At 50.9% G+C, this 24,115-nt stretch carries 21 protein-coding genes; 14 read left to right on the forward strand and 7 right to left on the reverse strand.

All coding sequences use genetic code 11. The features are described from left to right. The first annotated feature begins 174 nt into the window (after positions 1-174). From AC1RKG_RS02315 to AC1RKG_RS02340, 6 genes are all read left to right on the forward strand, one after another. Positions 175-1,671, forward strand: a complete 1,497-nt coding sequence (locus tag AC1RKG_RS02315) for a helix-turn-helix transcriptional regulator (RefSeq protein ID WP_493181886.1) — start codon at positions 175-177, stop codon at positions 1,669-1,671. 130 nt (positions 1,672-1,801) lie between these two features. Then, complete coding sequence (locus AC1RKG_RS02320) at positions 1,802-2,053, forward strand: CsbD family protein (protein ID WP_020826921.1); 252 nt, start codon at positions 1,802-1,804, stop codon at positions 2,051-2,053. Between the two features lie 349 nt (positions 2,054-2,402). Then, complete coding sequence (locus tag AC1RKG_RS02325; RefSeq protein ID WP_020826922.1) at positions 2,403-2,720, forward strand: cupin domain-containing protein; 318 nt, start codon at positions 2,403-2,405, stop codon at positions 2,718-2,720. Between the two features lie 121 nt (positions 2,721-2,841). Continuing rightward, on the forward strand, positions 2,842-3,231 hold the full coding sequence (locus AC1RKG_RS02330; protein WP_493181888.1) for a nuclear transport factor 2 family protein: 390 nt from the start codon (positions 2,842-2,844) through the stop codon (positions 3,229-3,231). A 244-nt stretch (positions 3,232-3,475) separates the two neighbouring features. Further along, positions 3,476-4,306 (forward strand): alpha/beta fold hydrolase, encoded by an 831-nt coding sequence (locus AC1RKG_RS02335; protein ID WP_020826925.1) that lies wholly within the window; start codon positions 3,476-3,478, stop codon positions 4,304-4,306. A gap of 575 nt (positions 4,307-4,881) precedes the next feature. Continuing rightward, positions 4,882-5,394 carry a hypothetical protein gene (locus AC1RKG_RS02340; RefSeq protein WP_493181889.1) on the forward strand — a complete coding sequence of 171 codons (513 nt, stop codon included), beginning with the start codon at positions 4,882-4,884 and terminating at the stop codon, positions 5,392-5,394. 222 nt (positions 5,395-5,616) lie between these two features. Here AC1RKG_RS02340 and AC1RKG_RS02345 read toward each other — a convergent pair whose 3' ends face one another. Both AC1RKG_RS02345 and AC1RKG_RS02350 read right to left on the reverse strand, forming a co-directional pair. Then, the gene (locus AC1RKG_RS02345; protein ID WP_493181891.1) at positions 5,617-6,447 is read right to left on the reverse strand and encodes an SDR family oxidoreductase; all 831 of its coding nucleotides are present in this window, start codon (positions 6,445-6,447) and stop codon (positions 5,617-5,619) included. A 160-nt stretch (positions 6,448-6,607) separates the two neighbouring features. Then, positions 6,608-7,720: a nickel/cobalt efflux protein RcnA gene (locus AC1RKG_RS02350; protein WP_493181892.1), complete on the reverse strand. Its 1,113-nt coding sequence runs from the start codon at positions 7,718-7,720 to the stop codon at positions 6,608-6,610. 122 nt (positions 7,721-7,842) lie between these two features. Between AC1RKG_RS02350 and rcnR the strand changes: the two genes are divergently transcribed. After that, positions 7,843-8,115, forward strand: coding sequence for a Ni(II)/Co(II)-binding transcriptional repressor RcnR (rcnR, locus tag AC1RKG_RS02355; RefSeq protein WP_493181893.1), 273 nt, complete (start codon positions 7,843-7,845; stop codon positions 8,113-8,115). 586 nt (positions 8,116-8,701) lie between these two features. On the opposite strand, the gene AC1RKG_RS02360 is transcribed toward rcnR, so the two are convergent. Then, positions 8,702-9,100 carry a MerR family transcriptional regulator gene (locus tag AC1RKG_RS02360; RefSeq protein ID WP_493181895.1) on the reverse strand — a complete coding sequence of 133 codons (399 nt, stop codon included), beginning with the start codon at positions 9,098-9,100 and terminating at the stop codon, positions 8,702-8,704. Between the two features lie 68 nt (positions 9,101-9,168). On the opposite strand from AC1RKG_RS02360, the gene AC1RKG_RS02365 reads away from it, so the two are divergent. Further along, positions 9,169-10,395, forward strand: a complete 1,227-nt coding sequence (locus AC1RKG_RS02365; RefSeq protein WP_236591416.1) for an NADH:flavin oxidoreductase/NADH oxidase family protein — start codon at positions 9,169-9,171, stop codon at positions 10,393-10,395. A gap of 170 nt (positions 10,396-10,565) precedes the next feature. Here AC1RKG_RS02365 and dsdX read toward each other — a convergent pair whose 3' ends face one another. Continuing rightward, positions 10,566-11,903 (reverse strand): D-serine transporter DsdX, encoded by a 1,338-nt coding sequence (gene dsdX / locus AC1RKG_RS02370; protein ID WP_493181896.1) that lies wholly within the window; start codon positions 11,901-11,903, stop codon positions 10,566-10,568. Positions 11,904-12,107: 204 nt separating this feature from the next. Between dsdX and dsdC the strand changes: the two genes are divergently transcribed. The 4 genes from dsdC (at position 12,108) to AC1RKG_RS02390 (ending at position 18,128) form a co-directional block, all read left to right on the forward strand. Then, positions 12,108-13,049 carry a DNA-binding transcriptional regulator DsdC gene (gene dsdC, locus AC1RKG_RS02375; RefSeq protein ID WP_259218714.1) on the forward strand — a complete coding sequence of 314 codons (942 nt, stop codon included), beginning with the start codon at positions 12,108-12,110 and terminating at the stop codon, positions 13,047-13,049. A 379-nt stretch (positions 13,050-13,428) separates the two neighbouring features. After that, positions 13,429-15,030, forward strand: coding sequence for a carboxylesterase/lipase family protein (locus AC1RKG_RS02380; protein ID WP_493181897.1), 1,602 nt, complete (start codon positions 13,429-13,431; stop codon positions 15,028-15,030). A gap of 343 nt (positions 15,031-15,373) precedes the next feature. After that, positions 15,374-15,826: a DUF2946 domain-containing protein gene (locus AC1RKG_RS02385; RefSeq protein WP_071888913.1), complete on the forward strand. Its 453-nt coding sequence runs from the start codon at positions 15,374-15,376 to the stop codon at positions 15,824-15,826. 241 nt (positions 15,827-16,067) lie between these two features. Further along, a complete protein-coding gene (locus tag AC1RKG_RS02390) occupies positions 16,068-18,128 on the forward strand; it encodes a TonB-dependent copper receptor (RefSeq protein WP_493181900.1) in 2,061 nt (686 codons plus the stop codon). A gap of 130 nt (positions 18,129-18,258) precedes the next feature. Here AC1RKG_RS02390 and AC1RKG_RS02395 read toward each other — a convergent pair whose 3' ends face one another. Next, positions 18,259-19,155 carry a LysR family transcriptional regulator gene (locus AC1RKG_RS02395; protein WP_401526393.1) on the reverse strand — a complete coding sequence of 299 codons (897 nt, stop codon included), beginning with the start codon at positions 19,153-19,155 and terminating at the stop codon, positions 18,259-18,261. 85 nt (positions 19,156-19,240) lie between these two features. Between AC1RKG_RS02395 and AC1RKG_RS02400 the strand changes: the two genes are divergently transcribed. Next, positions 19,241-20,014, forward strand: coding sequence for an NAD(P)H-dependent oxidoreductase (locus tag AC1RKG_RS02400; protein ID WP_493181903.1), 774 nt, complete (start codon positions 19,241-19,243; stop codon positions 20,012-20,014). A gap of 97 nt (positions 20,015-20,111) precedes the next feature. Here AC1RKG_RS02400 and AC1RKG_RS02405 read toward each other — a convergent pair whose 3' ends face one another. Then, positions 20,112-21,566 carry an FAD-binding oxidoreductase gene (locus tag AC1RKG_RS02405; RefSeq protein WP_122079374.1) on the reverse strand — a complete coding sequence of 485 codons (1,455 nt, stop codon included), beginning with the start codon at positions 21,564-21,566 and terminating at the stop codon, positions 20,112-20,114. A gap of 67 nt (positions 21,567-21,633) precedes the next feature. Continuing rightward, positions 21,634-22,419 carry an SDR family oxidoreductase gene (locus AC1RKG_RS02410; protein WP_122079375.1) on the reverse strand — a complete coding sequence of 262 codons (786 nt, stop codon included), beginning with the start codon at positions 22,417-22,419 and terminating at the stop codon, positions 21,634-21,636. Between the two features lie 395 nt (positions 22,420-22,814). On the opposite strand from AC1RKG_RS02410, the gene AC1RKG_RS02415 reads away from it, so the two are divergent. Continuing rightward, a complete protein-coding gene (locus tag AC1RKG_RS02415; protein ID WP_493181906.1) occupies positions 22,815-24,101 on the forward strand; it encodes an MFS transporter in 1,287 nt (428 codons plus the stop codon). Positions 24,102-24,115 lie beyond the last annotated feature (14 nt).

A 24,115-nucleotide genomic window follows, 5' to 3' on the forward strand; every position in this document is an offset into this window, starting at 1 on the left:
AATCAGTCTGCCGCTTGGCACCACTGACCGTCCCGGTTCATTTGCACCGACAAAGCTAGTGCATTCACACCCCGCGAATGCACCTGTTACGCACTATGCTGTTGGGAACAGCGCCACTATCAGGCACTTCGATCGCCGTCAGGCGGCCAAGCCACTTCGTCTTTTGGAGAAAACATGAGTCAGTCCATCCTTGCCAACGAAACTAACCGTAGCCAGCTACAGCAGATCATCTCAGGGTTGTCGGAAGGGGTGATCCTGGCCGAGGTCGACCAGACCATTCTGTGGGCTAACGAGGCAGCGCTGAGCATGCATGGGTTGAGCAAGTTGAGTGAGCTGGGTGCCAATGGCGGTGAATATGCTGAGCGCTTTGCCTTGCGTTATCGCAACAATCACCCTTTGACGCCGGAACAGTATCCGATTAACCGGGCCGCCAACGGCGAGACCTTCAGCGACGTACTGGTCGAAGTTCGGCCCGCCAGCGAATCGGAGTACCTGTGGGTTCACCGTTTACGTAGCCTGGTGATCACCGACAGCAAAGGGCAAGCCGAATTGCTGGTTTTGATCCTGAGTGATGCCACCGAGTGGGCCAGTGCCGAGCAACGTTTTGAAAAGACGTTCAACGCCAACCCGGCACCGGCAGTGATCTGCAGCCTGAGCGACCTGCGCTACATAAAGGTCAACCAGGGGTTCCTCGATATGACGGGCTATACACGCGATCAGGTGATGGGCACTTCGGTGTATGCGCTGGACGTGCTGGAACAGGCGGAACGCAAGGAACAAGCGGTGCAATTGCTGAGCGAAGGGGCGACCATTCCACAGATGCAGGCCGAGCTGAAGCTGCCGGCCGGCGGAACCAAGCTGGTGATCGTCGCCGGCCAGCCGCTGGACATCAATGAAGAAGATTGCATGCTGTTTACCTTTACCGACCTCGAACCTCGTCGCAAGGCGGAATCGGCGCTGCGCGAGAGTGAAGAGCGGTTTGCCAAGTCCTTTCGTTTAAGTCCGGTGCCCACGCTGGTGTGCACGGCGGACAAGCAGCGGGTGCTGGATATCAATGAGGCCTTTATAAAAACCACCGGATACGCCGCCGAGGAGTTAATCGGCAAGACGGTCGAAGAGATCAATGTTATCGATGGGCAAGGGGAATGCCGGCGGTTATTTGCCACGTTGGAAAAAAGCGGTAACGTCGAGAATCAAGACCTTAAAATACGCAAAAAGAGCAATGAAACAATCGACTGCGTGGCTTCAGCGGATGCCGTGAGCATTCAGGATGCCCGTTGTTATCTCCTGGTACTGATGGACATTACCGAACGCAAACGCTCTGAGCTTGATCTGGTGGCTGCCATCGAGGAAGTCATGCAAGACGCTTCCTGGTTTAGCCAGACATTGCTCGAAAAACTGGCCAATGTGAAAAGTATCAATAAGCCTAACCTGGCGGGGTTTTCCTTCACCGATCTTACCGCCCGCGAGCGCGACGTATTGGGGTTAATTTGCGAAGGGCTGCCGGACAAAAAGATCGCCGCACGCCTTAATCTTGCCCCGAATACGGTGCGTAATCATGTGGCGACGGTTTATTCCAAACTCGACGTCCATAGCCGCGCCGAAGCCATCGTCTGGGCCAGAGAGCGGGGGCTGTTTGCCGGTGAACGGTCATCTAAAAATGTAAAGTAGGGTGCAAATGCACTGGCAAATCCCCTGCAAATTGACCTTATGAGCGGTTCATCAACGGCTTACTATCGTGAGACAAGGCAGGCATTTGCACTATGCAAACGTCGAAACAAACCTCACTCAGGAGTGCAGAATGAACAGCGATAAAATCAACGGCGTGATGGATAAAGTGGTAGGCAAGGCGCAGGAAGTGGCCGGTGATGTTACCGGCGATGAGCGTTTGCAGGCTGAGGGATCTACCCGCTACGTTGCCGGCGCACTACAAGAAAAATATGGCGATGCTGTTAGCTGCGTCAGCGATCTGGTCAAGAAGAAACCTCTCACTACGGTAGCGATTTTTGCCGGCGTGAGCCTGTTGGCAGGCCTGCTGCTACGCCGCCGCTGAGGCTGTGGATTGACTGATTACCGCAAATAAACCCCAGCCTGACTCGTCCGCATCCTGCGGGCGAATGCTTTCCCCGCACCGCTGCACATTGTATTTTGTGACAAAAAAGCCTTTTTTACTCCCCTTCGTTTTTTGCGTCTGAGCCATAGGTTCTATATATTTATTAACAGGCTCTGAATAAAGATGCGAATATCAGCCCGCATTGTGCATCAGTGGCCAGTATAATCAGTTTGCAAAGATGTTGACGGAACATGTGCTTTCGGGAGCAGAGTAAAGGTCAGTGAGGAACCTATTGCCTCTTGATGTTGCAACCGAGCAGACAACGACTCACAGGTTACGAGGAACTATCATGCATAAAAGAACACTGGCGTCATTGCACTACGATAAAATGCCTTACGATGGGGTGTATTACCATATTCTGAAACGCGAGGCACATGGGCACACGGCGCTGTTGAAACTTGATGCAGGCAGTCACCAGTCAGCCCGCCTGCATCCGGGCTGGGTCAAACTGATGGTCCTGTCCGGTGAGCTTAAGATCGGCGACCAAACCCTGCAGTCCCATGAAATGTTTATGATCCCGGCCAATACCGCCTATACCGTGGATGCTCTCACAGAGGTTTACTGTCTCGCGATTTCCGAACTGGATGGCGTGGAGTTGGCGCGCTAATTCTTGTTCTGTCAGCCTGCCGAACACTGAGCGCAGGCGATAATCCCACTCTATTTTTCAGACCTGTCTATCACGGGCCAACCTTGTTGGCCTGTCAGGCAGTGCCAATAAGGAGGGCGCTTTGAGCCATTCCACAGCGTTGTTAACCAAAATCCAGTCTCTGGAAACGATGTTGCATCAGCCACTGCTGCGAAACGACTCGGTTACGGTGGAAAAACTGCTGCATGATGATTTTGAAGAGATCGGCCGTTCGGGACAGCGCTACAACAAAAGGCATACCATTGCGGCATTGCAGGAAGAAACTGGCCAGGTGCCTATTTATGCCGAAAATTTCAAGCTGTCCACTATTGCCGAAGGAGTGGTGTTACTAACCTACAGAAGTTTTCAGCGCGGCGCCGACGGCAACGTGACCCGCAGTACTTTCCGCTCTTCAATCTGGCTGCGATCGTCGAGCGAGAACGATGACCATTGGCAGATGCGGTTCCATCAGGGAACGCCAACGGCAGAGTGAATCCATGTAGGAGGGCGTGAGAGCCCCGTTGCCTTTGCCAAATCCCCAATCTTCATTCCGTTCGAAACCCCCTATTGACCTTAAAGTTAACTTTAAACCTATACTTTCTAAACGGTCAACGCAGGACCGAAGGCAAATCCGCGTTCGGGTGCAAGGTTCCTTGGCATTTTCCAGAACCGGCCTTTCCTGCACGAGGCCGAGAAAAGCATCACCCTTTGACTAATTGCTGAATGGGAGAATTGATATGGGTTACGTAACCACTAGCGATGGCGTTGACATTTTCTACAAGGACTGGGGACCAAAAGATGGAAAAGTCATCTTTTTCCATCATGGCTGGCCGCTGTCTAGCGATGATTGGGATGCCCAGATGCTGTTCTTCGTAAACCAAGGATTCCGCGTTGTTGCGCACGATCGGCGTGGCCATGGTCGTTCCAGTCAAGTATCGGAAGGGCATGATATGGATCACTATGCGGATGACGTTGCTGCGGTAGTGAAACATTTGAGCGTGCAAGGTGCCATGCATGTGGGTCACTCAACGGGCGGGGGCGAGGTGGTGCGTTACATCACGCGCCATGGTGAGGATAAGGTATCAAAAGCCGTACTGATCAGTGCTGTGCCGCCATTGATGGTGAAAACCGACAGTAATCCGCAGGGGACACCCAAATCGGTATTTGATGATTTCCAGGCGCAACTGGCCGCCAATCGGGCGCAGTTCTATTACGATGTTCCTGCGGGACCTTTCTACGGCTACAACCGGCCCGGCGCCAAGCCGTTGGATGCGGTCATCTGGAACTGGTGGCGGCAAGGCATGATGGGCGGCGCCAAGGCTCATTATGACGGCGTCGTCGCGTTCTCACAGACTGATTTCACCGACGATCTCAAGCGTATTTCCATCCCGGTTTTGGTGATCCACGGCGATGACGATCAAGTGGTTCCATACCAAGATTCAGGCGTGCTCTCGGCCAAGTTGGTCAAAAACGGCAAGCTTATTACCTACAAAGGTGCGCCGCACGGCATACCTACGACCCATGCCGATCGGGTCAACAGCGATCTACTGGCCTTTGTAAATAGCTGATGCGGGAAACATGGTTCTCGTGAAAAAAACAGGCTCCTGCTGGAGGGGCCTGTCGCCCGATATCCCTTTGGCAGCGCCTACGAGTGGCAGGGGAAAAAAGGTTGGATTTCAGTGACAACGTCACAATTATTGCGTTATGTTAAATAGAGCTTAAGAGGGGTTGAGTTCAAATGATAGTGATAACTTAATGTAAAACATGATGTTATTTGCTTTTTGTTAGCATGACGATTTACCGGATACTGAACTGAGTCAAAAATTGCTCCTGAATTTTTAGCGACGCCTTAGAAACATGGACAGCGCAGCGACAAATTATCCTGGTAAACAGATCACCGGTGCGCGGATATCCGCGGGTTTTACTCATGGCATAATCGCTCATCATCAACGAGGAAGAGGATCTGTTTTACGTCAGGGCTACTGATTTGTGCTTTAATGCTGCCCAACTCAGGGTGAATATGCAGATATATTGGTCGATTTAATACCAGTTAAACAGTGCATTTTGGCGAAATCTGCAAGGGAAATGCTGCCAAGCTTTCTCAGATTTCGCGTAGCGCGATCAAAATAAAACAGGGAAAAGGATGATGTTTAAGAAAGGCAGACCGAAAATGCTTTTTCGCAGGGAGAACACCACTGCAAGGGGAGCAATCCGCCATGGTGGTGAGTACCGCTGGCAGCGCCATAAGAAACACGCGATTGATGAGAACTTGCCGATGCGAGAAGGCATGCACGGCAGAATGCAACAAGGTATTGATTACACGCCGTTGTTCAAATTTTTGCTGCGTAACGTTGGGCAACCGTGGATTGATGTGCATCGTGAAGCAATAAGTCGACTGGATAAGGAAGAGCCGATTTTTTATTTGGTTGCATTACAGCGTAAAAATTGGAGCAGCTACGTACGTTATGGCCAATCGAGTTACTACAGCGGGCTTTGCATCGATGAGCAAGGATTGCTGCAGAAGGTTAATCCTGAATTCACTGCAGAAGACGTCCCGGTTCGATGCCGTTGTTGTACGTATACCTTTAATGGTGAACGAGTACCTGTAACTGAAAAGAACTGGCTAAAACCTTACGAAAAGGAAAACTGGGAATGATGATGAAAGAACAGGTTCTACAGAAAGAAAACCCTTGGGGGCGGGTAGTCAGGTTAAGGGCTCAGTTATCTTAATATGCAATTTAACATAATATACATTATGCGCACCAAGGATGTAACAGCAAAGTTGTAAAACACAGGCTCTGTACCAACGGAGTTTCTTCTTTTCAAATTACTGGGCTGACCCGCCCCGACGAGATCCACCCAGGCGGGGACTTAAAAATTATTGAGGGCGTAATTCACCATATTTATAGGACGCTGTTGCACCACCATCAATAAGCAGATCGCTCCCTGTTACATACGTTCCGTTTGGTCCAAAAAGAAACTCGGCCAGTGCGGCAATCTCGTCAGGAGTACCTCCACGGCCCGAAGGGGATTTTTCAAGCATGTTTCGATAGAATGTCCCTCTCTCATTACTATTAAGCTCGTCATAGGCCAGCGGCGTAAAAATGATACCGGCACTAATACAATTTATTCGAGCCCCACGTTTACCCCATTTAACCGCTTCCGACATGACACGAAGCGCATTGCAACGTTTGGAAATCTGATAAGCATAAAGGCTATCGTCGATTTCTCTTACCAGAGGCATTTCAAGTAAGTCTTCTGGAGGTAACGTTGCCAGGTCATCAACCTGAGCCTGACTTAATGCATCTACCGCCAAACGATGGCTGGACTGTGAGCCGATGACAACACAGGCCCCTCCAGACGCAATAACGTTGCCAAACTCTTCAAACAGCACAGCGGTTCCATATAAATCGACACGAATAATATCCTGTGCTTTTGCCTGAGAAGGTGAAAGTCCAGCGGTGTGGATTATGCCCATCACCTTCCCCAGGGCACTCGCTGCCTTAACGAGGTCCTGTATTGACTGCCTGGAACTCACATCAACGCTTATCGTGCTCACGTCAAAACCGGCCCGGGACAAGGTATCTTCGGCTTGTCTGGCGTTCTCAGCTTTTATATCGGCCAGCAGAATATGCTTGCCAACGCTGACTCGTCGCGCAATCGCCTGAGCAATTGAGCCACTGCCAATTACAACAATAACGTCCATCATAAATTGCCTCTCAACGATTGATTAAAATTGTGGCCGCAGCAGCAATAACCTACGGAGTCTGCCACCTTGAAGCTATACGGTTTAGCATAGCCGTCTGATTAGAATCAATTAAGTAGGCTCAGGAGCTTATCCTTATGAGCGTTATTCATAAGTCATCAGGTTACTGCATTACACCAGTCCAGCCGTGATAGCCCATATAAATCCCCACCAGTGCAATCAACACGCTGGAGAAATAGGGAGCACGACGCGCCAGCGCATCAAATCCATTCCAGCGCTTTGTTGCCTGACGCACACTGTAGGCAGCCGCTACACCGACAGTGACCAGCGTTATTGCCAGTCCGATACTGAAGCATAAAACCAGCGCAGCTCCGAGTGAAAACGCTTTAACCTGAATACAAAGCAGCAATACAGTGATGGCTGCCGGGCATGGGATTAATCCGCCCGTCAGGCCAAACAAGATTATCTGACTATTGGTAACACTCCGATTAGCGAAGCGCTTTTTGATATCGTTGGCATGTGCTTTTTCGTGCGCATCCTGGTATTCCTTTGACGATGTATCCATGCCTTCGAGTGCCGAATGGTCATGGTCATGGAATGTCACGTCGTAGTCATGACAATGACCACGATGGCCTAACGTCAGGCATACATTAAAGTTATGCGGTTCCGGGATAGCCTGTGTGGACTCCATAAAGCCGTCTTTCCCGACAAAATCGAAGACCTGAGACACCGTTCCTTTACCACGATTTGTCTTCAGTGAGACATCCCATGCTTGCCAGTTATGGCCGTTTAGGGTACGCAAACGCCAGTGCGGCAATTGCCCTTCTTCAAAAATAGAAAGTTCGACTTGACCGTGGCCGGTGTCAATAATCTGCACTTCTTCATGCTCATGATGCCCGTGCGCATTTTCTTCTTCACGCCCCAGTCTCCACAGGCGTTCACCAGACCAGGTACGCCAGAACATCCATGCCGCAGTGCCAAGGATAATAATGGCAGAAATGAGCTGAAACCAGGGTTCGGCTGATTCAGCGGTAAACTTCCGGCTGATATACATACCCCCCAGCGCAATCATCCAGACAATGGCTGTATGGGAAAGTGTGGCGGCAAGACCCAGCATAACGGCCTGTTTAACGGTTCCCCTAATGGCAACGATAAAAGCTGCCATCATCGTTTTTGAGTGACCAGGTTCCAGCCCGTGCATTGCACCAAGAAGAATGGCACTGGGAATGAAAATCCAGGCGTTACCCTGCTGCAAAAGAGTTGTGAATTCAAACATGAGAATGTATCAGGAGTATGGATATGTGGCCGGAATTCTACTCCCCCCCAGTACCAAATACTACCCCCCAGTAGAATTGCAATGCTATAATTTGCAATCATTCAGAGTTTGCAAGGTGCGTCATGTCTCACACTATCCGAGATAAACAGAAGCTTAAGGCCAGGACCAGTAAAATCCAGGGACAGGTTACTGCGCTAAAAAAAATGCTGGATGAACCTCATGAATGCGCTGCTGTGCTACAGCAAATTGCAGCCATTCGTGGTGCCGTGAATGGTTTGATGCGAGAGGTCATTAAAGGTCATCTGACCGATCACCTTGTCCATGAGGACAATGAAGAAAAACGTGAGAGTGATTTAGAAGTGGTACTGAAAGTGCTCGACTCATATATCAAATAAAGACGTCGCCCGATAGTCAGATACAACTCTGTTTGCCCAGCCTAACTTTCATCCAGTTAAAATTCAGAGAGAGTTAATTATCAATAGTGGGAGACCATTCATCGAGAGGAACTTTTATCTGCGTAAGGACATCTGAACTTTGCCCTACCCCGGACATCTCTACTTAGCCTTGACAAAAGTAACTCTACGTAGAATCTGAGCTTTTGGGCTTTACCATGGCCTTTTATTCATATCCCGTTTTCCCGATGCTTTACGCTTAATGCCATGCTGATTCAAACACTCAATGTTTCATCCGGAATCTCTCCGCCATGAAAACCAAATTCACACTGAGTTCTTCTCACCGGTTTTGCACTGTGCACTAAAAAGCATTCTCCCTTGTGCCGATGTTTTCCAGAACAGATAACCTTCTTCACGCACAGGATTATGGCAGTTCTCATCTTGGTGATCGTGCATCGCAAATTGTGGCCTGGTGTTTTGGGATGAAATGACATCCATGGCCGGTGCACTAATATGAAACAGGATCAGCGTTTGAACTCATACTGCCTATACAGCAATTCTGGGAAAGAAACATCAACTCGCACCTCACTCATCGTGACATTGTCACCTTAACCAAACTGCTTTTATCTGGGCATATGCCCTGTAACCCCGATTCATTCAGCTTGCGCTTGGTGTCCTGCAGCGTTTCCCGCTGATTACTCAGCGTCGCCATCATGCGATCAATCTCCTCAAGCCGCGCATCAAGCTTCTGCATAAGACTGTCCTGGTACGCCAATCCTTCCAGCGACAGCACGCCGCGGATCGTATCCAGTGCAAAACCCAGATTTTGTCCGATCTGGATAAGATGCAAACGCTCCAGCGAGGTCTCGCTATAAACACGATACCCGTTGGCGCTGCGCGATGCCTTAGGCAGTAATCCCTGTTGCTCATAGTAACGTATTGCCGATGCGGCGAGACCCGAACGCTCTGCCAATTCCCCTATTTTCATTTCGCTTGACCTTAAAGTTAACTTTAATCTTAGTATACACGGGTTCTCTTGTTGATTAAGGATCCGCCATGATGTTCACCCCGCTTACCCTGCCTAACGGCAGTGTCCTTCCCAACCGCCTGGCAAAAGCCGCGATGGAAGAAAATATGGCCGACGTCGGCCAAGTGCCTGGCCCGGCATTGTATCGTTTATACCAGAGTTGGGCGCAAGGTGGTGTTGGCCTGATTATTACCGGTAACGTCATGATCGACAGTCGTGCAATGACGGGGCCCGGTGGCGTGGCTCTTGAGGCCAATACCCCGCTAGCCCCCTTTACGGCTTGGGCCAAATCCGCACGCCAGAACGGAGCGCAGGTTTGGATGCAGATTAACCATCCTGGCCGCCAGGTTATGGCAAGTATGGGGGGCGAAGCCTGGGCACCGTCGGCCGTTCCCGTGGAAATGGGTAAGCACAGCAAGTTATTCGCACAACCGACGGCCATGAGCCAGGCGCAGATCGATGAGGTGATCGAACGTTTTGCTACCACCGCTTATGCTGCCGAACAGGCTGGATTTACTGGCGTACAAATCCACGCAGCACACGGCTATCTGCTCTCGCAATTTTTGTCTCCCTTGACCAATAGACGTAACGATCAATGGGGTGGCAGCCTCGCTAATCGTGCTCGCTTGCTGTTAGAGGTCGTGCGAGCAGTGCGTGAACGTGTCTCGCCAAGCTTTTGCGTTTCGATCAAGCTAAACTCGGCTGATTTTCAGCGCGGTGGCTTCTCTGAAGAAGATGCGCAACAAGTGATTTTGTTGCTGAATGAATTGCCAGTCGACCTGATTGAACTGTCAGGAGGCAGCTACGAAAGCCCAGCGATGCAGGGTAACGCCGCGGATGGACGCACATTGGCGCGCGAAGCCTATTTTTTGGAGTTTGCCCGCGATCTTGCCGCCGTCGCCCACATGCCGGTGATGACAACGGGAGGTATCGCCCGTAAGTCCGTGGCGCAGCAGGTGTTGGATAGCGGTGTCGCCGTGGCGGGTATAGCAACAGCCATGGCACAGGTTCCTGACCTGCCGCTCCAGTGGAAAGCCGGTAATGAACCTTATGCGCTGCCAAAACCGGTAACATGGGAAAATAAAACCATGGCAGGCTTGGCACGAATGGCTTTGGTCACTCGCCGCTTACGCGCACTGGGCGAAGGGCGTACTCGCGCCAGCCGTTATTCCCCCCTGTTTACATTAATCATCAACCAGTTACGTACCAAGCGCATCACCCGTCGTTATCGTCAATGGCGCCAGCAGCGGGCCTAAGCCATCTCGTTACGTGCGCCCTGTCAGCAAAAATAAACTGCATAAAATTCGATCGCTTCGCCCTGCTTATCGGGTGAAGCGTTGAGTTACCCTCTCTGTGAGGCGGCAATGGCAATCGTAAGCCATGGAAAGTACTCGCTCACGACTGCCGCAAAAGGATTGGCTTAGATTTAGATAATGTATGAAAGTAAAAAAGTCATCCCTAAAGCCAGCACCGAAGCGATAAAGGTTGCCGTGGTGTAGTACTTGAACGTTTCATTGAGCGTTGCGCCGCAATACTGTTTCACCAGCCAGAACAATGAATCGGTCACTATGGTGCAACCGATAGCGCCAGAGCCTATGGCAATGGTCACGATCTCCGGGCTGACGTCAGGATAGAGCGCTAACATTGGTGCGACAATGGCCGTTGCTCCCATCATGGCAACGGTGGCGGAACCCACTGCCGCATGAAGAATAAGCGCGACTAACCATGCCAACAAGATCGGATGCATATGCAGATTGGAAAGCATTAACGCCAGGGTGTCCGCTAAGCCGCTGGTCTTCAATATGCTGTTGAAGGCCCCGCCCGCGCCGATGATCAACAAGATATTGGCTATAGAAGCAAAACCCGATTCCGTGTGGCGCAACAGCGTACTCATCCCCATATGACGGCGGATGCCCAGAACGTAATAGGCCACAAACACGGCAATGAACATGGCGATAATCGGGTTGCCGATAAACTCCATCAGGCCAAACAGACGCCCTTCTTTAGCCAGGTTCAGCTCCGCTACCGTCTTCACCAACATCAGCACAATCGGCAATAGCACCGTAAACAACGTTGCCCGCAGCGAAGGCAGCTCATGTTCTTCTCGTACGGTCAGATTGGAAAATTCTGGCGGTACCGGCTTAAACGGCAAGCGTTTCCCCAGTATTTTCAAGAACAACGGCCCGCCGACCAGAGACGCCGTTAAACCGACGAGAAGTCCGTAAACAATCACCGTTCCTACGTCTGCACCCAGTTTATTGGTCACAAACAGCGCCGCAGGATGTGGAGGAACGACGCAATGCACTGCCATCAATGCAGTACAAAGCGGTATGGCCAGTTTAAGCAGCGAGGTGCCGGTTTTTCTGGCGATGGAAAAAGCCAATGGAATCAATAACACCACGCCCACTTCGACAAACAGTGTGATGCCGCAAACCAAGCCTACCAATACCATAATGACATCGACGGAAAGCCAGCGGCAGCGCTGCAGCGCGATACCAATGCGTTCTGCCGCACCGGAAACCTCCATCATCTTGCCAAGAATGGTGCCCAGCCCAATCACCGCGGCCAGGAATCCTAGCGTGCTGCCAATGCCATTTTCTATGGCATTGACCATATCAATCGGGCCCATCCCCATCATGCCACCGACAAAAAAGCTCGCTAACAGCAACGCTAAAAAAGGATGAAACTTGAACTTTACGATGGTCAAAATGATGAGTGCAATACTGGCGATCAGCGTGCCGGCAACCCAAATGTGTGAATCCATGGCCCATATCCCCTGTCATTGAATTGTCTTTATTGGACAGGAAAACGACGATCGGTGACAAACGATATAAATCTCACCTCACATGAGCAAAACAGAATCAAACGAGTGACTTGCGCCAAGAAATGGTGCAATTTAGCGACATGCATCAACTTTACTCACCAAACTGATGCGTAAAATACAGTTTTTTTACTTTCAGGGGGAAATATGTCGGGGAACCATCTGCTAACGGGTCAGCACCGATCGCTTAATGGCTGGCAGCTATCACGGCTGTTTACATTTGAAGTGGCGGCTCGACACGAGTCTTTCGCCATGGCGGCGGATGAACTGTCGGTGAGCCCCAGTGCGGTAAGCCATACCATTAATCAACTGGAAGCAAATCTCGGCTTAAAGTTGTTTATTCGTTCTCATCGGAAAGTTGAACTCACCGCTGAAGGTGAACGGGTTTTTTGGGCGTTAAAAACATCATTGGGTACCCTGAACCAGGAAATATTGGATATCAAGAACCAGGCGCTGTCAGGCTCCCTGACGGTTTACTCCCGGCCGTCGATCGCCCAGTGTTGGATCGTGCCGGCCCTGGCCGATTTTTCTCGCCGTTATCCCGCCATCAACCTGACTATTCTGACTGGCAATGAAAACGTCAATTTCCAGCGGGCAGGCATTGATCTGGCCGTTTATTTTGATGCGACTCCCTCATCACAGCTTCATTACCAATACCTGATGGATGAGGCAATTATTCCCGTATGCAGCCCGGAATATGCAGCCCAATTTGAGCTGGTCAATTTTCCCGGCAACCTCTCACACTGCACCCTGCTCCACGATCGTCAGGCCTGGAGCTATGATTCTGGTACGGATGAATGGCACAGCTGGGCTCAACATTTCGATGTCAATCTGGATACCTCGCCGGGAATAGGATTCGATCGTTCCGATCTGGCCGTCACTGCGGCAGTGAACCACGTTGGCGTTGCCATGGGCCGTAAGCGACTTATCCGCAAGCAACTCAGTACCGGCGAGCTGGTTGCGCCATTGCCCAAAATGGAGCTGAAATGCGATCAGCACTATTATGTATCAACGCTTTCCGACCGCCAGTGGCCAAAAATTGATGCCTTCATCGTTTGGTTAAAAGAGTTGGTAGACAAATCTGAATAGGTTTCACCACACCCAAGAAATCAGTATCCCGATTGCCGATAATTACCGTTATCGCATCGGGACTGCCTGGTAACAAGCGGCGTTATAATTATATTATCATCAAGTTAATACTATAATATTGCCAAACCAAATACCGTTTACTGTTTGGATCAGCATACCTCTCAGAAAATTCGAATTAATTAATATAAATAGCACGTTTTCCAAAGTTGATAACTGTTATGTGTGCTGCCAGATTCTGCATCGCTAATGACGCTCATAAGAAAGCACTATAATCCAACAAGTAATAACTTAGGTCACTATAATTAATGTCATTATGGTTATATATGATAACAGCCTATCTTTACATCCATTTAATTTAACATCAGAAATAAGGGAAATAATGGAACTACAGATACGTAACAAAAGGCGAATTCTAACCCTGGCCGCTTTAGCAGGATTGAGTATCACCACAATGTCTGCTAATGCTTTTGCGCAGGAGTTTTCACCTGTAGTTCAAATGAGCAAGGGGACTATCGAAGGCGTCAAAAATGACGGGTACCTTCAATTCAAAGGCATTCCTTATGCGAAGGCTCCTGTAGGCAGTTTGCGTTGGATGCCGCCGGTTGAAGAAGAAAAATGGTCGGGCACGTTAAAAGCGAACCATTTTGCCAATACATGTGCCACCAAGCTCACTTTGGGTGGGTTTGGGCCAGTAAGCGCTGCTGAAGATTGCCTCTATCTTAATGTTTATACCCCAGCGGTTTTGCCAGAAAACAACAGTAAACTGCCGGTCATGGTGTGGATACCCGGTGGTGGATTAGGTTCTGGTTCGGGTAATGAATACGATGCCAGTAAACTTGTCAGTAAGAATGTTATTGTCGTCACCATGAATTACCGCCTGGGTATGTTTGGGTATTTCTCACATCCGGCATTGAACCACGAGGGGCATAAGGCAATTAATTACGGTACCTTAGATCAGCAAGCTGCCCTAAAGTGGGTAAATAAGAACATCCAATCATTCGGTGGCGACAATCATAATGTCACGTTATTTGGTGAGTCTGCCGGCGGACATAGCGTATTGGCACAAATGGCTTCGCCCGGTGCCAAGGGGTTATTTAACCGCGCTATTGTTTCCAGTGGTTCATTTTCCCTAAAGCAGCCAACAGTGGCTGAAGCAACTAAAATCGGTGAACTGGTTGCCAAGAATGTCGGCTGTTCGGAAGGTACGGAAGAAAAAATGGCAGAATGTTTACGGGCAGTACCCACCGAAACCATTCTGGATAAGGGCGTTAACTATATGACCACCGCACAGGTTGTGACCGATGGTGAGGTGATGCCTGAATCATTGGAGGCCGCTTTTAGCTCCGGCCGCTACAACGTTGTTCCGATTATTAATGGCTTTAACACCAACGAGGGCACCTTCTTTGCTGCCATGATGGAGCTGGATTCAGGTAAACCAATAGACAACATCGGTTTTTACGAGGGTCTGAAAGCTTTCTTTGGCGAGAGTGACGCAAACACGCTAATAAAGCGAGCCGCAATCCCTGCCAAGCAGGTCAATCTTGGCCAAGACTACGCAGATTTCTTTGGCCGAGCCAAATTTATCTGTCGCACGCCGATGATGAATAACCTTTTGGCTAAAAACACGCCGGTCTACAGCTATGAGTTTGCGGATAAAACGGCTCCTCAGTTTGCCAAACCTGTGTCGTTCCCGTACGCAGCCGCGCATACCAGTGATTTACAGTATATCTTCCGTGATTTCCATGGCACTACCGGCGAGTTGCATAAACTCAATCCTGCACAAGAGAAACTTTCAATCTTGATGGTGGATTACTGGACCAACTTTGCCAAAACCGGCAATCCAAATGCTAAAGGCCTGCCGGTATGGGGTGTCTACCACCCACAAACCGAATCGACCCTTTATCTACATACCCAAAACACCAAAATGATCGAGGGAATTTCAAAAACCTTCAATTGTGATGAGTTCGCAGGGGTACTCTGAGTCATCTTTAAGGGCCAGTGATAGAATCATAAAGACCGCACCATGAATCCTCGGTGTGGTCTTTTTTTTAAGGCGATTGTCACTGACCACATTCCCCTATCCCTCACCACTGAGCAACAATAGTTTGAGTGTCTATCTCCGTAGCAGGATATATCATCACGCTTAGTGCCTGTATTATTTTTCGACAGGAGTGCGATATATCCAAACAGTTAAAATGGTTGATAACGTGAACCAAACGGCAATTTCTTTTATCAATAACCCAACCATGCAGAAAATGTTTTAACATTTGCAGCATAAAACAGTACAATTCCGTCCGTTAATTTTGCACTGTTTTAGGATATATGTGTCGTTAATTCGGACTGCCACATCGCGAAGCCATCTCCCGGCCTGTCTGGGGATTTTTGCGATCCTGATGTTGTTCATCGCCCCGGTGATCTCTCGATCGCTGGAGCATGCGCGCGTGGGGCAATCTGAAACGGTCGCAATGACAGACTGCGGCATGGATATGTCTGCACATGGCCATCATCCGCCGCCAGAGCCTGGTGCACAAAGCATGACGATGACCATGCAGACCGGCAGCCATAATATGGCGATGATGATGGATGACAGCGCCTGCGGTTACTGTGTATTGCTGATCCATGTCCCCTTGTTAGATCTGGCCAGTTCACCGCTATTCTGGTCTGGTTCGCTGTTGTCGCGCGCCCCTCCGCTGCATTATATCTTCCCGCTATTCGCCCATGTGATTCACTCCGAGTCCCAACCTCGCGCTCCACCAGCATCGCTTCCGCTGATTTAAAAATAAATAGACTGCAGCCAAATTATTCCTGTTGAGACTATTCAACCGGGCGGGTTATTTACGCCTGTCGGAATTCCCCACTGCACTCAATAAACATCGCAACCCTGTTGGCATTATTCTCACGCCAAACCGGGCCAAAGCTTATTAACGGCGGCATGATGCTCCGGGTTTCACTGCGCCTAAATAACCGGCTGTTGCGATGTAAAAGTATTTTTAGCGTCAAAATTGACATTAAGGAACGATGATGTTCGGAAAAACCAACAATTATAAGAAGCGCCCTCTCTCCCTGCATATTACTGCGGCTATGCCGCTGTTTGTCCTGGCGGGCTTCAATGCTCATGCTGCACAACAGCACCAGCATGAAGTAGCGGTAAAGGCCAATGATGGCGACGTGATCACCGTCACCGCACCGCTCTATTCGCCGATGACGATAGTGACCTCACCGAAAACCCCTCGCCAGCCAGTGCCTGCCAGCGACGGTTCGGATTATCTGAAAACTATCCCTGGGTACTCACAGATCCGGAATGGCGGCACCAATGGCGACCCGGTGTTTCGCGGCATGTTTGGATCCAGGCTGAAAATTTTGACCGACGGTGGCGAAATGTTGGGTGCCTGTCCTTCACGAATGGACGCGCCGACTTCCTATATTTCACCAGAAAGTTATGACCTGTTGACGATTACCAAGGGGCCGCAAACGGTGCTTTGGGGCGCAGGATCCTCTGCCGGTACGGTGCGCTTTGAACGAGAACGTCCGCAGTTTGATAAACCAGGCGTCAAAGGCAACGCCAGCATGCTGGCCGGTTCCAACGGCCGTTGGGATGAAAACATTGATGCCAGCCTGGGCAGTGAACAAGGTTATCTGCGCCTGATGGGCAATAAATCACGCTCTGATGATTATCAGGACGGCAATGGCGATCGCGTGCCCTCTCGCTGGGACAAATGGAATGGCGATCTGGCACTGGGTTGGACTCCGGACACCGACACCCTGCTGGAAGTGACCATGGGCCGGGGTAATGGTGAAGCGCGCTATGCCGGGCGCAGCATGGATGGTTCGCAGTTCAAGCGCGAAAGTCTGGGCATGCGGGTAGAAAAATCCAATATTGGCGAGGTGTTCGACAAGCTGGAAGCCCAGGTGTATTACAACTACGCCAACCATATTATGGATAACACCACCCTGCGTTCACCCGGCCAAGGCGGCATGGCGATGGGACACATGGGCATGGGGATGCCTATGCACGCCGGCATGACCATGCAGTTGGATCGTCGCACCGTCGGCGGTCGAGTGATGGGTACCTGGCTGTGGCAAGATTTTAAGTTGGAAAGCGGTATGGATACGCAAACCAACACGCATCGCAACAAACGGGGTAACGCCTGGCAAGAGGATGCGCAGTTCCATAACTACGGTGCCTTTGGTGAACTGACCTGGAGCGCGACCGAACAGAGCAAGATCATCAGCGGTGCTCGCCTCGATCGTACCCTAGTGGATAACTACAAAACCGGCAACGATACTGAGCGTTCCGATACGCTGCCTAGCGGTTTTAGCCGTATTGAGCACACATTGGCCGGCATGCCGTTGATGCTGTACGCAGGGATCGGCTATACCGAGCGTTTCCCCGACTATTGGGAGCTGTTCTCCCCGACATTTGGGCCTGGCGGCAACAAGAGTGCGTTTGACAGCGTGAAGAGTGAAAAAACCACGCAGATCGATATCGGTGCTCAATATACCGATAAGCGGTTTAACAGCTGGGTATCGGCGTATGTTGGCCATGTGAATGACTTTATCTTGTTCAAATACGATCCGCATCACGCCCGTATCAGCCAGGCCGATAACGTTAACGCCACCATCATGGGCGGTGAAATGGGTATGGGTTACCAGTTGACCGAACACTGGAAGACCGATGCCAGCCTGGCTTATGCCTGGGGGAAAAACACCAGCGACAACCAGCCGTTGCCGCAAATCCCACCGCTGGAGGCTCGCTTTGGTTTAACCTACGAACGAGGAGACTGGAGCAGCACCGGCCTGTGGCGTGTGGTCAGCAGCCAGCACCGCGTAGCCATCAATCAGGGCAACGTGGTCGGTAAAGACTTTGCCGACAGCCCGGGTTTTGGCGTGCTGTCCGCCAATGTAGCTTACAAGGTGAACTCGCACGTCAAGCTCAGCACCGGCCTGGATAACATTCTCAATAAAACCTACAGCGAACACCTGAATCTGGCAGGTAACAGTACCTTCGGCTATTCGTCGAATACGTCGGTCAATGAACCGGGCCGCACCCTGTGGGCCAAGGTGAATGTCACCTTCTAACCAGGTGCTATGGGGCGGTGTATGCATGCCACCGCCCCATGTTTGTTATTGCTCCGCGCGCTGATTTTGTTATTCACGGGCAATTTGCTGAAATACAGCCGCCAACATGCCTGAAACCGTGCAGATATCTTTATGCAAGCGACGAGACTATATGCTCTCGCAGCCATTGATGCGCCGGATCGCGATGGGCACGCTCATGCCATAGCATGGTCATCTCGAAGCCCGGCAGCTCGACGGGCGGCTCCACCACCTGCAACGCGCTATTATTGCGTACCAGACGTGACGGCAGCATGGCCACCAGCTCTGAGGTTGCCAGCACCGACATCACAAACAGAAAATGCGGTACGGAAAGCACCACTCGCCGGGTCAAACCGGCTTCCGCCAACACTTTGTCGGTGATGCCGAAAAAGCCCCCGCCGTCCGGCGAAACCATCACATGTTCCAGCTCACAAAACTCAGCCAGTGAAGGTGGTTTTTGCAAGCCTGGGTGTCCGGCTCGTCCCACCAGCACGTAGCGTTCGCTAAACAAAATTCGTTGTCGCAAATGGGCTGGAGCCCCTTCACGGGTATGAAAGGCCAAATCTATCTCACCCTGCTCCGCCTGCCTGGCGATGCGTGAAGGCACTGTCTCGATCACTGCCAGTCTGCTGTTCGGTGCCGCAGCCCGCAGGCCCATCAACGCCGGCTGAACAATGGTTGACTCGCCATAGTCAAAAGCCGCTACGCGCCAGGTATTTTCAGCCACTTTGGGATCAAAGGGCGCTGAAGGTGACACCGCTTGTTCCAGTGCTTCAAGTGCCTGCCGCAGCGGTTCACGTAACTCGTCGCCGCGTGCGGTGGGCCGCATTCCTCGTGGCCCCGGCAACAACAGCGGATCGTTAAAGATGTCTCTGAGTTTGGCGAGATGCACACTGACCGCAGGTTGTGAGAAGTTTAAACGTTGTGCCGCCCGGGTAACGTTGTGCTCTGAAAGCAAGGCGTCCAGCGTGACCAGCAGGTTAAGATCCAGACGTCTGATATTATTCATGCTAATACCTGTAATATTAGAAATTCATTTCTAATATACCTTGCAGCAGCCTAACCTGCCTCCATCAATCAATGGAGGTTCCACAATGAATGTTTTAATCGTCTACGCCCACCCTGAACCGCAGTCATTAAATGGTTCGCTCAAGGATTTTTCAGTACAGCGGCTCGAGGCTGCCGGCCATGCGGTGCAAGTATCCGATCTGTATGCCATGCAATGGAAAGCGACGCTCGACGCCAATGACAGCACGGCCCAATCCGGTGATCGTTTCAATCCGTCGCTCGATTCCCAGCAGGCTTTTGCTCAGGGTTTACAGAGCAAAGATATTGAACTGGAACAGGAAAAGCTGCTGTGGGCCGATACGTTGATCTTGCAGTTCCCGCTGTGGTGGTTTTCGATGCCGGCGATCCTTAAAGGCTGGGTTGAACGCGTCTATGCCTACGGATTTGCCTATGGCGTCGGCGAGCACTCTGACGTCCGTTGGGGGGATCGTTATGGTGAAGGCACCCTCGCCGGTAAACGCGCGATGCTGATTGTCACTACCGGCGGATGGGAGTCGCACTATGCGCAACGCGGCATCAATGGCCCGATCGATGACATTCTGTTCCCTATCCAACATGGCATCCTGCATTATCCCGGTTTCGAAGTGCTGCCGCCCTTTGTTCTTTATCGTACCGGCCGGGTCGATGAAGCGCGCTTTGCCGAGGCTTGTAACGCACTGGGGCAACGCCTCGATGAATTGGAGCAAACCTCGCCTATTCCCTTCCGTAGGCAGAATGCGGGCGAGTACGAGATCCCGGCATTGACGCTGAAACCCGATATTGCTCCCGGGCGTAGGGGCTTTAGCGCGCATATTGCATAATTAATGCGTGCTCGCCACCGATGGAGAGAAACAACGGGGTAAACGCAGCGCGAAGAATAAGGCTAAGAAGGCCCGGTGAACCGGGCCAGAGGCAAGATTATTTTTCCAGCGGATAAATGGTGCCGGCGTTCATGATGCCGTTGGGATCGTAGACTTCCTTCAATGCCTTCAGGATGTAATAGGCGCTGCCGTGTTCGTCTTTGGTCCAATGCGTACGATGTTTGCCGATGCCGTGGTGGTGTACCATAGAACCGCCCTGTTTTAGGGTTTCTTCGACGATAATCTTGTTCAACGGATTATGGTACTTGTCGATCTCCTCTTCCGGTTTGCAATCCACCACGTTGTAATCGTAAACGAAGTACATGTTGGTGCCATTGATGTAACTGTGTGAAGAGTGGCCGCCCAGCATGGTGATGTCATCGGCATGTGGGAATTCCGCGCGTATTCTGCGGATCACATTCTCGTAGATGGTATGGATGCTGGCCCAGTCGCTGGAAACTTCGGTGGTGAACCCCATGTTGTTGGTTTTCATGATCTGCAGGCGTTCCGCCGCCACCTTCTCCGGCCCCCAGTTCAGGTTATTGAACCACTGCTCAATCAGCTTGCTGTCCACTTTGTGGCATTCTGCGTGACTTTGCACAATTGCCTCAATGCCTGCCCCTGTCGCCTGCGCAATGCCTTTTGCACCTTCGGCCATAAAGATCAGCACGCATTTGCCCTGGGCAAAATGGGTAAAGTGCTGGGTACCGTCCTCGACGTCATACAGACGGGCGATTGACGGGCGATAGCCATCGACCATAACTTCCCGCAGGATATCAAAGCCGGTCTGCATATTGTCGAGGGTATAACCGTAGAACAGGTTGTTTTCCGGCGTGTACTTGAAAATTTTCACCGTCACTTCGGTAATGAAGCACAGTGCCCCTTCATTGCCGATGATCACGTGGCGAATATCAGGCCCGGCGGCACGGCGTGGCACATTTTTGATGCGCGTAATCGTGCCGTTCGGGAAGACCGCTTCCAACCCGACCACCATATCTTCAATCGCGCCATATAGCGTAGAGAGTTGACCGATGCTGCGCGTCGCGACCAGACCGCCCATTTGCGCCAGCGGCTTGGACTGCGGCGAATGTCCGGTAGTGTAACCCTGGGCGCGCAGTTGGTTTTCCAGTACTTCCAGCGATACGCCACACTGGGCCGTTGCCTGCATGTTGCGAATATCGATGCTGACGATCTGGTCCAATCCCGAGCCATCCAGCACCACCGAGTTTTTGACCACCGTCTCCAGCCCGCCCTCGGTGGCGGATGCGCCGGTACGCGGCACGCAGTTGATGTGATTTTCGTTCATAAATTTCAGCACATCCGCGACCTGCTGGCTATTTTCCAGCTTAACCACGGCTGCCGGCAACGGTAGAGTGAAGACGCCATGAATATCGGCATATTTGCGGAAACGGTCCACGCTGTTTTTCTTCAACGTTTCCTCGTCGGTAATGACCCGCTCTGGGCCCACGATTTCTTTTAAATGAGTGACAATAGCTTCACGAGTCAGAGACATGGTTACTCCTTCCTGTTAATAAGAATATAAAATGTAATTTAGATAAAACGGAGAGTGCTCCGCTTATTTAACGAACCAGATAACCACCATCGACCACCAGCAAATGGCCATTAACATAATTTGATGCCCTGCTGGCTAAAAATACCATTGCCCCCATTAAATCTTGTGTATCACCCCAGCGGTTGGCAGGAATATGTTCCAATACGCGCCTGTTGGTTTCCGGATTACTTCGGGTTTCTGCGGTAATGTCGGTAGCGTAATAACCCGGTGCAATACCGTTGACCTGAATATTATATTGCCCCAGTTCATCACAATAAGCTTTGGTAAAACCAGCCAGGGCATGTTTAGTGGCAGAATAAGCCGGGGACCATTGACCGCCAAGGTAAGAAAAGAGAGAGCAAATATTGATGATCTTACCCTGCTGGTTGGGGATCATCACTTTGGCGGCTTCGTAGCTCATTTCAAAGGCGGCCGTCAGATTGATGTCGATCATCGGATCCCAGTCAGCGCGGCCAAAATCCTGCACCTTGTTCAGTTTGCAGATGCCCGCATTGTTGACCAGAATATCCACGGACCCGAAGTGCGCCAGGCATTCGGCGATGACCCTGGCCGGCGCGCCTTTCTCGGTGATATCCACCTGCATAAAGGCCACGCGCACGCCCTGTTGTTCAATGATTTCACGGGTTTGCCCCTGATCCATCACAAAGCTGGGAATAAACAGATTCGCCCCGGCCTTGGCCAGCGCCACGGCAAACGCCTGCCCCAGCCCACTGTTGCCGCCGGTGACAATCGCCGTCTTCCCCTTCAGCGAAAAGAAATCCAGTGAGAACGCATTCAACGCATCTAGTGACATGTCCTGACTCCTTAGCCTGGAAAAAAAGCAAAAAAAATGAGAAAAGTAAGCTCCTCTGCACTGGGCAAAGAAGTTACTTTTCTCATCGGCTCTAGTAACTGAGAAGCAAGCTAACATGCCCACTCCGTTCGCTTCCGTGATTGACTTCACAAAATCATTTTATGCCAAAAATAGCGTGATAATAAAAATAAGCTGTCTCACTGAGTAATTAACACTTGATAACAGCCCGCCAATTCTCATTTTAGGCTTTTGTGATAACAATCACGGATATTATTCCCGGCGTCGTGCTATTTGTTAGGGCAGTTACTGAATGAGCCCAAGAGAAAAGTAACTTCCCGTAATGCGGGGAGCTTGCTTTTCTCTTTTTTTGTTTGACAATTTAATGGGAATGCCGCATGAATAAATCAAATTTCCGCCGTTGGTTAACCCTGGCAATAATAAGTATTAGTGGCGGCGTTAGTTTTGATCTGGCCTATTTACGCTATATCTATCAAATACCCATGGCGAAGTTTATGGGTTTTTCCAATACCGAAATAGGTTTGATTATGAGCACCTTCGGTATTACCGCCATTATTCTTTATGCCCCCAGTGGCATTGTCGCCGATAAGTTTTCCCACCGTAAGGTCATGACTTTCGCCATGATCGCGACCGGCTTGCTAGGTGGGCTGATGGCGTTATACCCGCCTTTCTGGGTGATGATCCTGATACAGGTAGCATTCGCCATTACCACCATTCTGCTACTCTGGTCCGTTTCCATCAAGGCGGCGTCACTGCTCGGCAACCATGAGGAACAGGGCAAAATCATGGGCTGGATGGAGGGGTTAAGAGGCGTCGGCGTAATGGCGCTGGCGGTGTTCACCATGTGGATCTTCTCTTTATTCGCTACCGAGGATCCCAACAGCCTCAAAGCGGTGATCCTGATTTACAGCGGCGTATATATTCTGCTCGGCGTGCTTTGCTGGTTCTTCGTCAGCGAGGGTTCTTCCCAGGCCGCAAGCAGCAGTACCGAGCCCTCACCTCCCTTTAGCCTCGGTGACATCCTGAGAGTGCTCAAGGTCAGCAGTACCTGGTATTGCAGCATGATCATCTTCGGCGTCTACACCATTTACGCCATCCTGAGTTACTCGACCAATTACCTGACCGAAATGTATGGCATGACGCTGGTTGCCGCCAGCTACATGGGGATTGTGATTAACAAGATATTCCGCGCCATCTGTGGTCCGCTCGGGGGATTGATCACCAGCCACAGTCGGTTGAAATCGCCGACCCGGGTGATTCAACTGCTGGCGCTGGTCAGCCTGATCACGCTGGGCACCTTGTTAGTCACCAATCAACAACCGGGCTCGGTCGCCGTGGGTATCGGTTTGATCTTGTTACTGGCTTTTGCCTGCTATGCCTCGCGCGGGCTGTATTTCGCCTGTATTGGTGAAGTCCGTACGCCCAAATTCATTATGGGCACTACGGTGGGTATCTGCTCGGTGATCGGTTTTCTGCCGGATGTGTTTGTCTACCCGTTGGTTGGGCATTGGCAAGACACCCTGCCAGCAGCCGAGGCTTATCGCAATATGTGGCTGATGGGGCTGACGGCCACCGGATTGGTAGTGGTGTTTACATACCTGTTGTTCAACAACATTAAAACGGCCGATGCAAAAACAACAACCATAAAACCCCTGGTCGGTTAATGGATTTTCCTTGA

This window comes from Serratia sp. GW822-FHT06D09 (assembly GCF_058799515.1).

What these genes read in the sequence shown, in the direction of transcription:
- AC1RKG_RS02315 (WP_493181886.1), top strand. Translation starts at nt 175, where the DNA reads ATGAGTCAGTCCATCCTTGCCAACGAAACTAACCGTAGCCAGCTACAG.
- AC1RKG_RS02320 (WP_020826921.1), top strand. Translation starts at nt 1,802, where the DNA reads ATGAACAGCGATAAAATCAACGGCGTGATGGATAAAGTGGTAGGCAAG.
- AC1RKG_RS02325 (WP_020826922.1), top strand. Translation starts at nt 2,403, where the DNA reads ATGCATAAAAGAACACTGGCGTCATTGCACTACGATAAAATGCCTTAC.
- AC1RKG_RS02335 (WP_020826925.1), top strand. Translation starts at nt 3,476, where the DNA reads ATGGGTTACGTAACCACTAGCGATGGCGTTGACATTTTCTACAAGGAC.
- AC1RKG_RS02340 (WP_493181889.1), top strand. Translation starts at nt 4,882, where the DNA reads ATGATGTTTAAGAAAGGCAGACCGAAAATGCTTTTTCGCAGGGAGAAC.
- AC1RKG_RS02345 (WP_493181891.1), bottom strand. Translation starts at nt 6,447, where the DNA reads ATGATGGACGTTATTGTTGTAATTGGCAGTGGCTCAATTGCTCAGGCG.
- AC1RKG_RS02350 (WP_493181892.1), bottom strand. Translation starts at nt 7,720, where the DNA reads ATGTTTGAATTCACAACTCTTTTGCAGCAGGGTAACGCCTGGATTTTC.
- rcnR (WP_493181893.1), top strand. Translation starts at nt 7,843, where the DNA reads ATGTCTCACACTATCCGAGATAAACAGAAGCTTAAGGCCAGGACCAGT.
- AC1RKG_RS02360 (WP_493181895.1), bottom strand. Translation starts at nt 9,100, where the DNA reads ATGAAAATAGGGGAATTGGCAGAGCGTTCGGGTCTCGCCGCATCGGCA.
- AC1RKG_RS02365 (WP_236591416.1), top strand. Translation starts at nt 9,169, where the DNA reads ATGATGTTCACCCCGCTTACCCTGCCTAACGGCAGTGTCCTTCCCAAC.
- dsdX (WP_493181896.1), bottom strand. Translation starts at nt 11,903, where the DNA reads ATGGATTCACACATTTGGGTTGCCGGCACGCTGATCGCCAGTATTGCA.
- dsdC (WP_259218714.1), top strand. Translation starts at nt 12,108, where the DNA reads ATGTCGGGGAACCATCTGCTAACGGGTCAGCACCGATCGCTTAATGGC.
- AC1RKG_RS02380 (WP_493181897.1), top strand. Translation starts at nt 13,429, where the DNA reads ATGGAACTACAGATACGTAACAAAAGGCGAATTCTAACCCTGGCCGCT.
- AC1RKG_RS02390 (WP_493181900.1), top strand. Translation starts at nt 16,068, where the DNA reads ATGATGTTCGGAAAAACCAACAATTATAAGAAGCGCCCTCTCTCCCTG.
- AC1RKG_RS02395 (WP_401526393.1), bottom strand. Translation starts at nt 19,155, where the DNA reads ATGAATAATATCAGACGTCTGGATCTTAACCTGCTGGTCACGCTGGAC.
- AC1RKG_RS02400 (WP_493181903.1), top strand. Translation starts at nt 19,241, where the DNA reads ATGAATGTTTTAATCGTCTACGCCCACCCTGAACCGCAGTCATTAAAT.
- AC1RKG_RS02405 (WP_122079374.1), bottom strand. Translation starts at nt 21,566, where the DNA reads ATGTCTCTGACTCGTGAAGCTATTGTCACTCATTTAAAAGAAATCGTG.
- AC1RKG_RS02410 (WP_122079375.1), bottom strand. Translation starts at nt 22,419, where the DNA reads ATGTCACTAGATGCGTTGAATGCGTTCTCACTGGATTTCTTTTCGCTG.
- AC1RKG_RS02415 (WP_493181906.1), top strand. Translation starts at nt 22,815, where the DNA reads ATGAATAAATCAAATTTCCGCCGTTGGTTAACCCTGGCAATAATAAGT.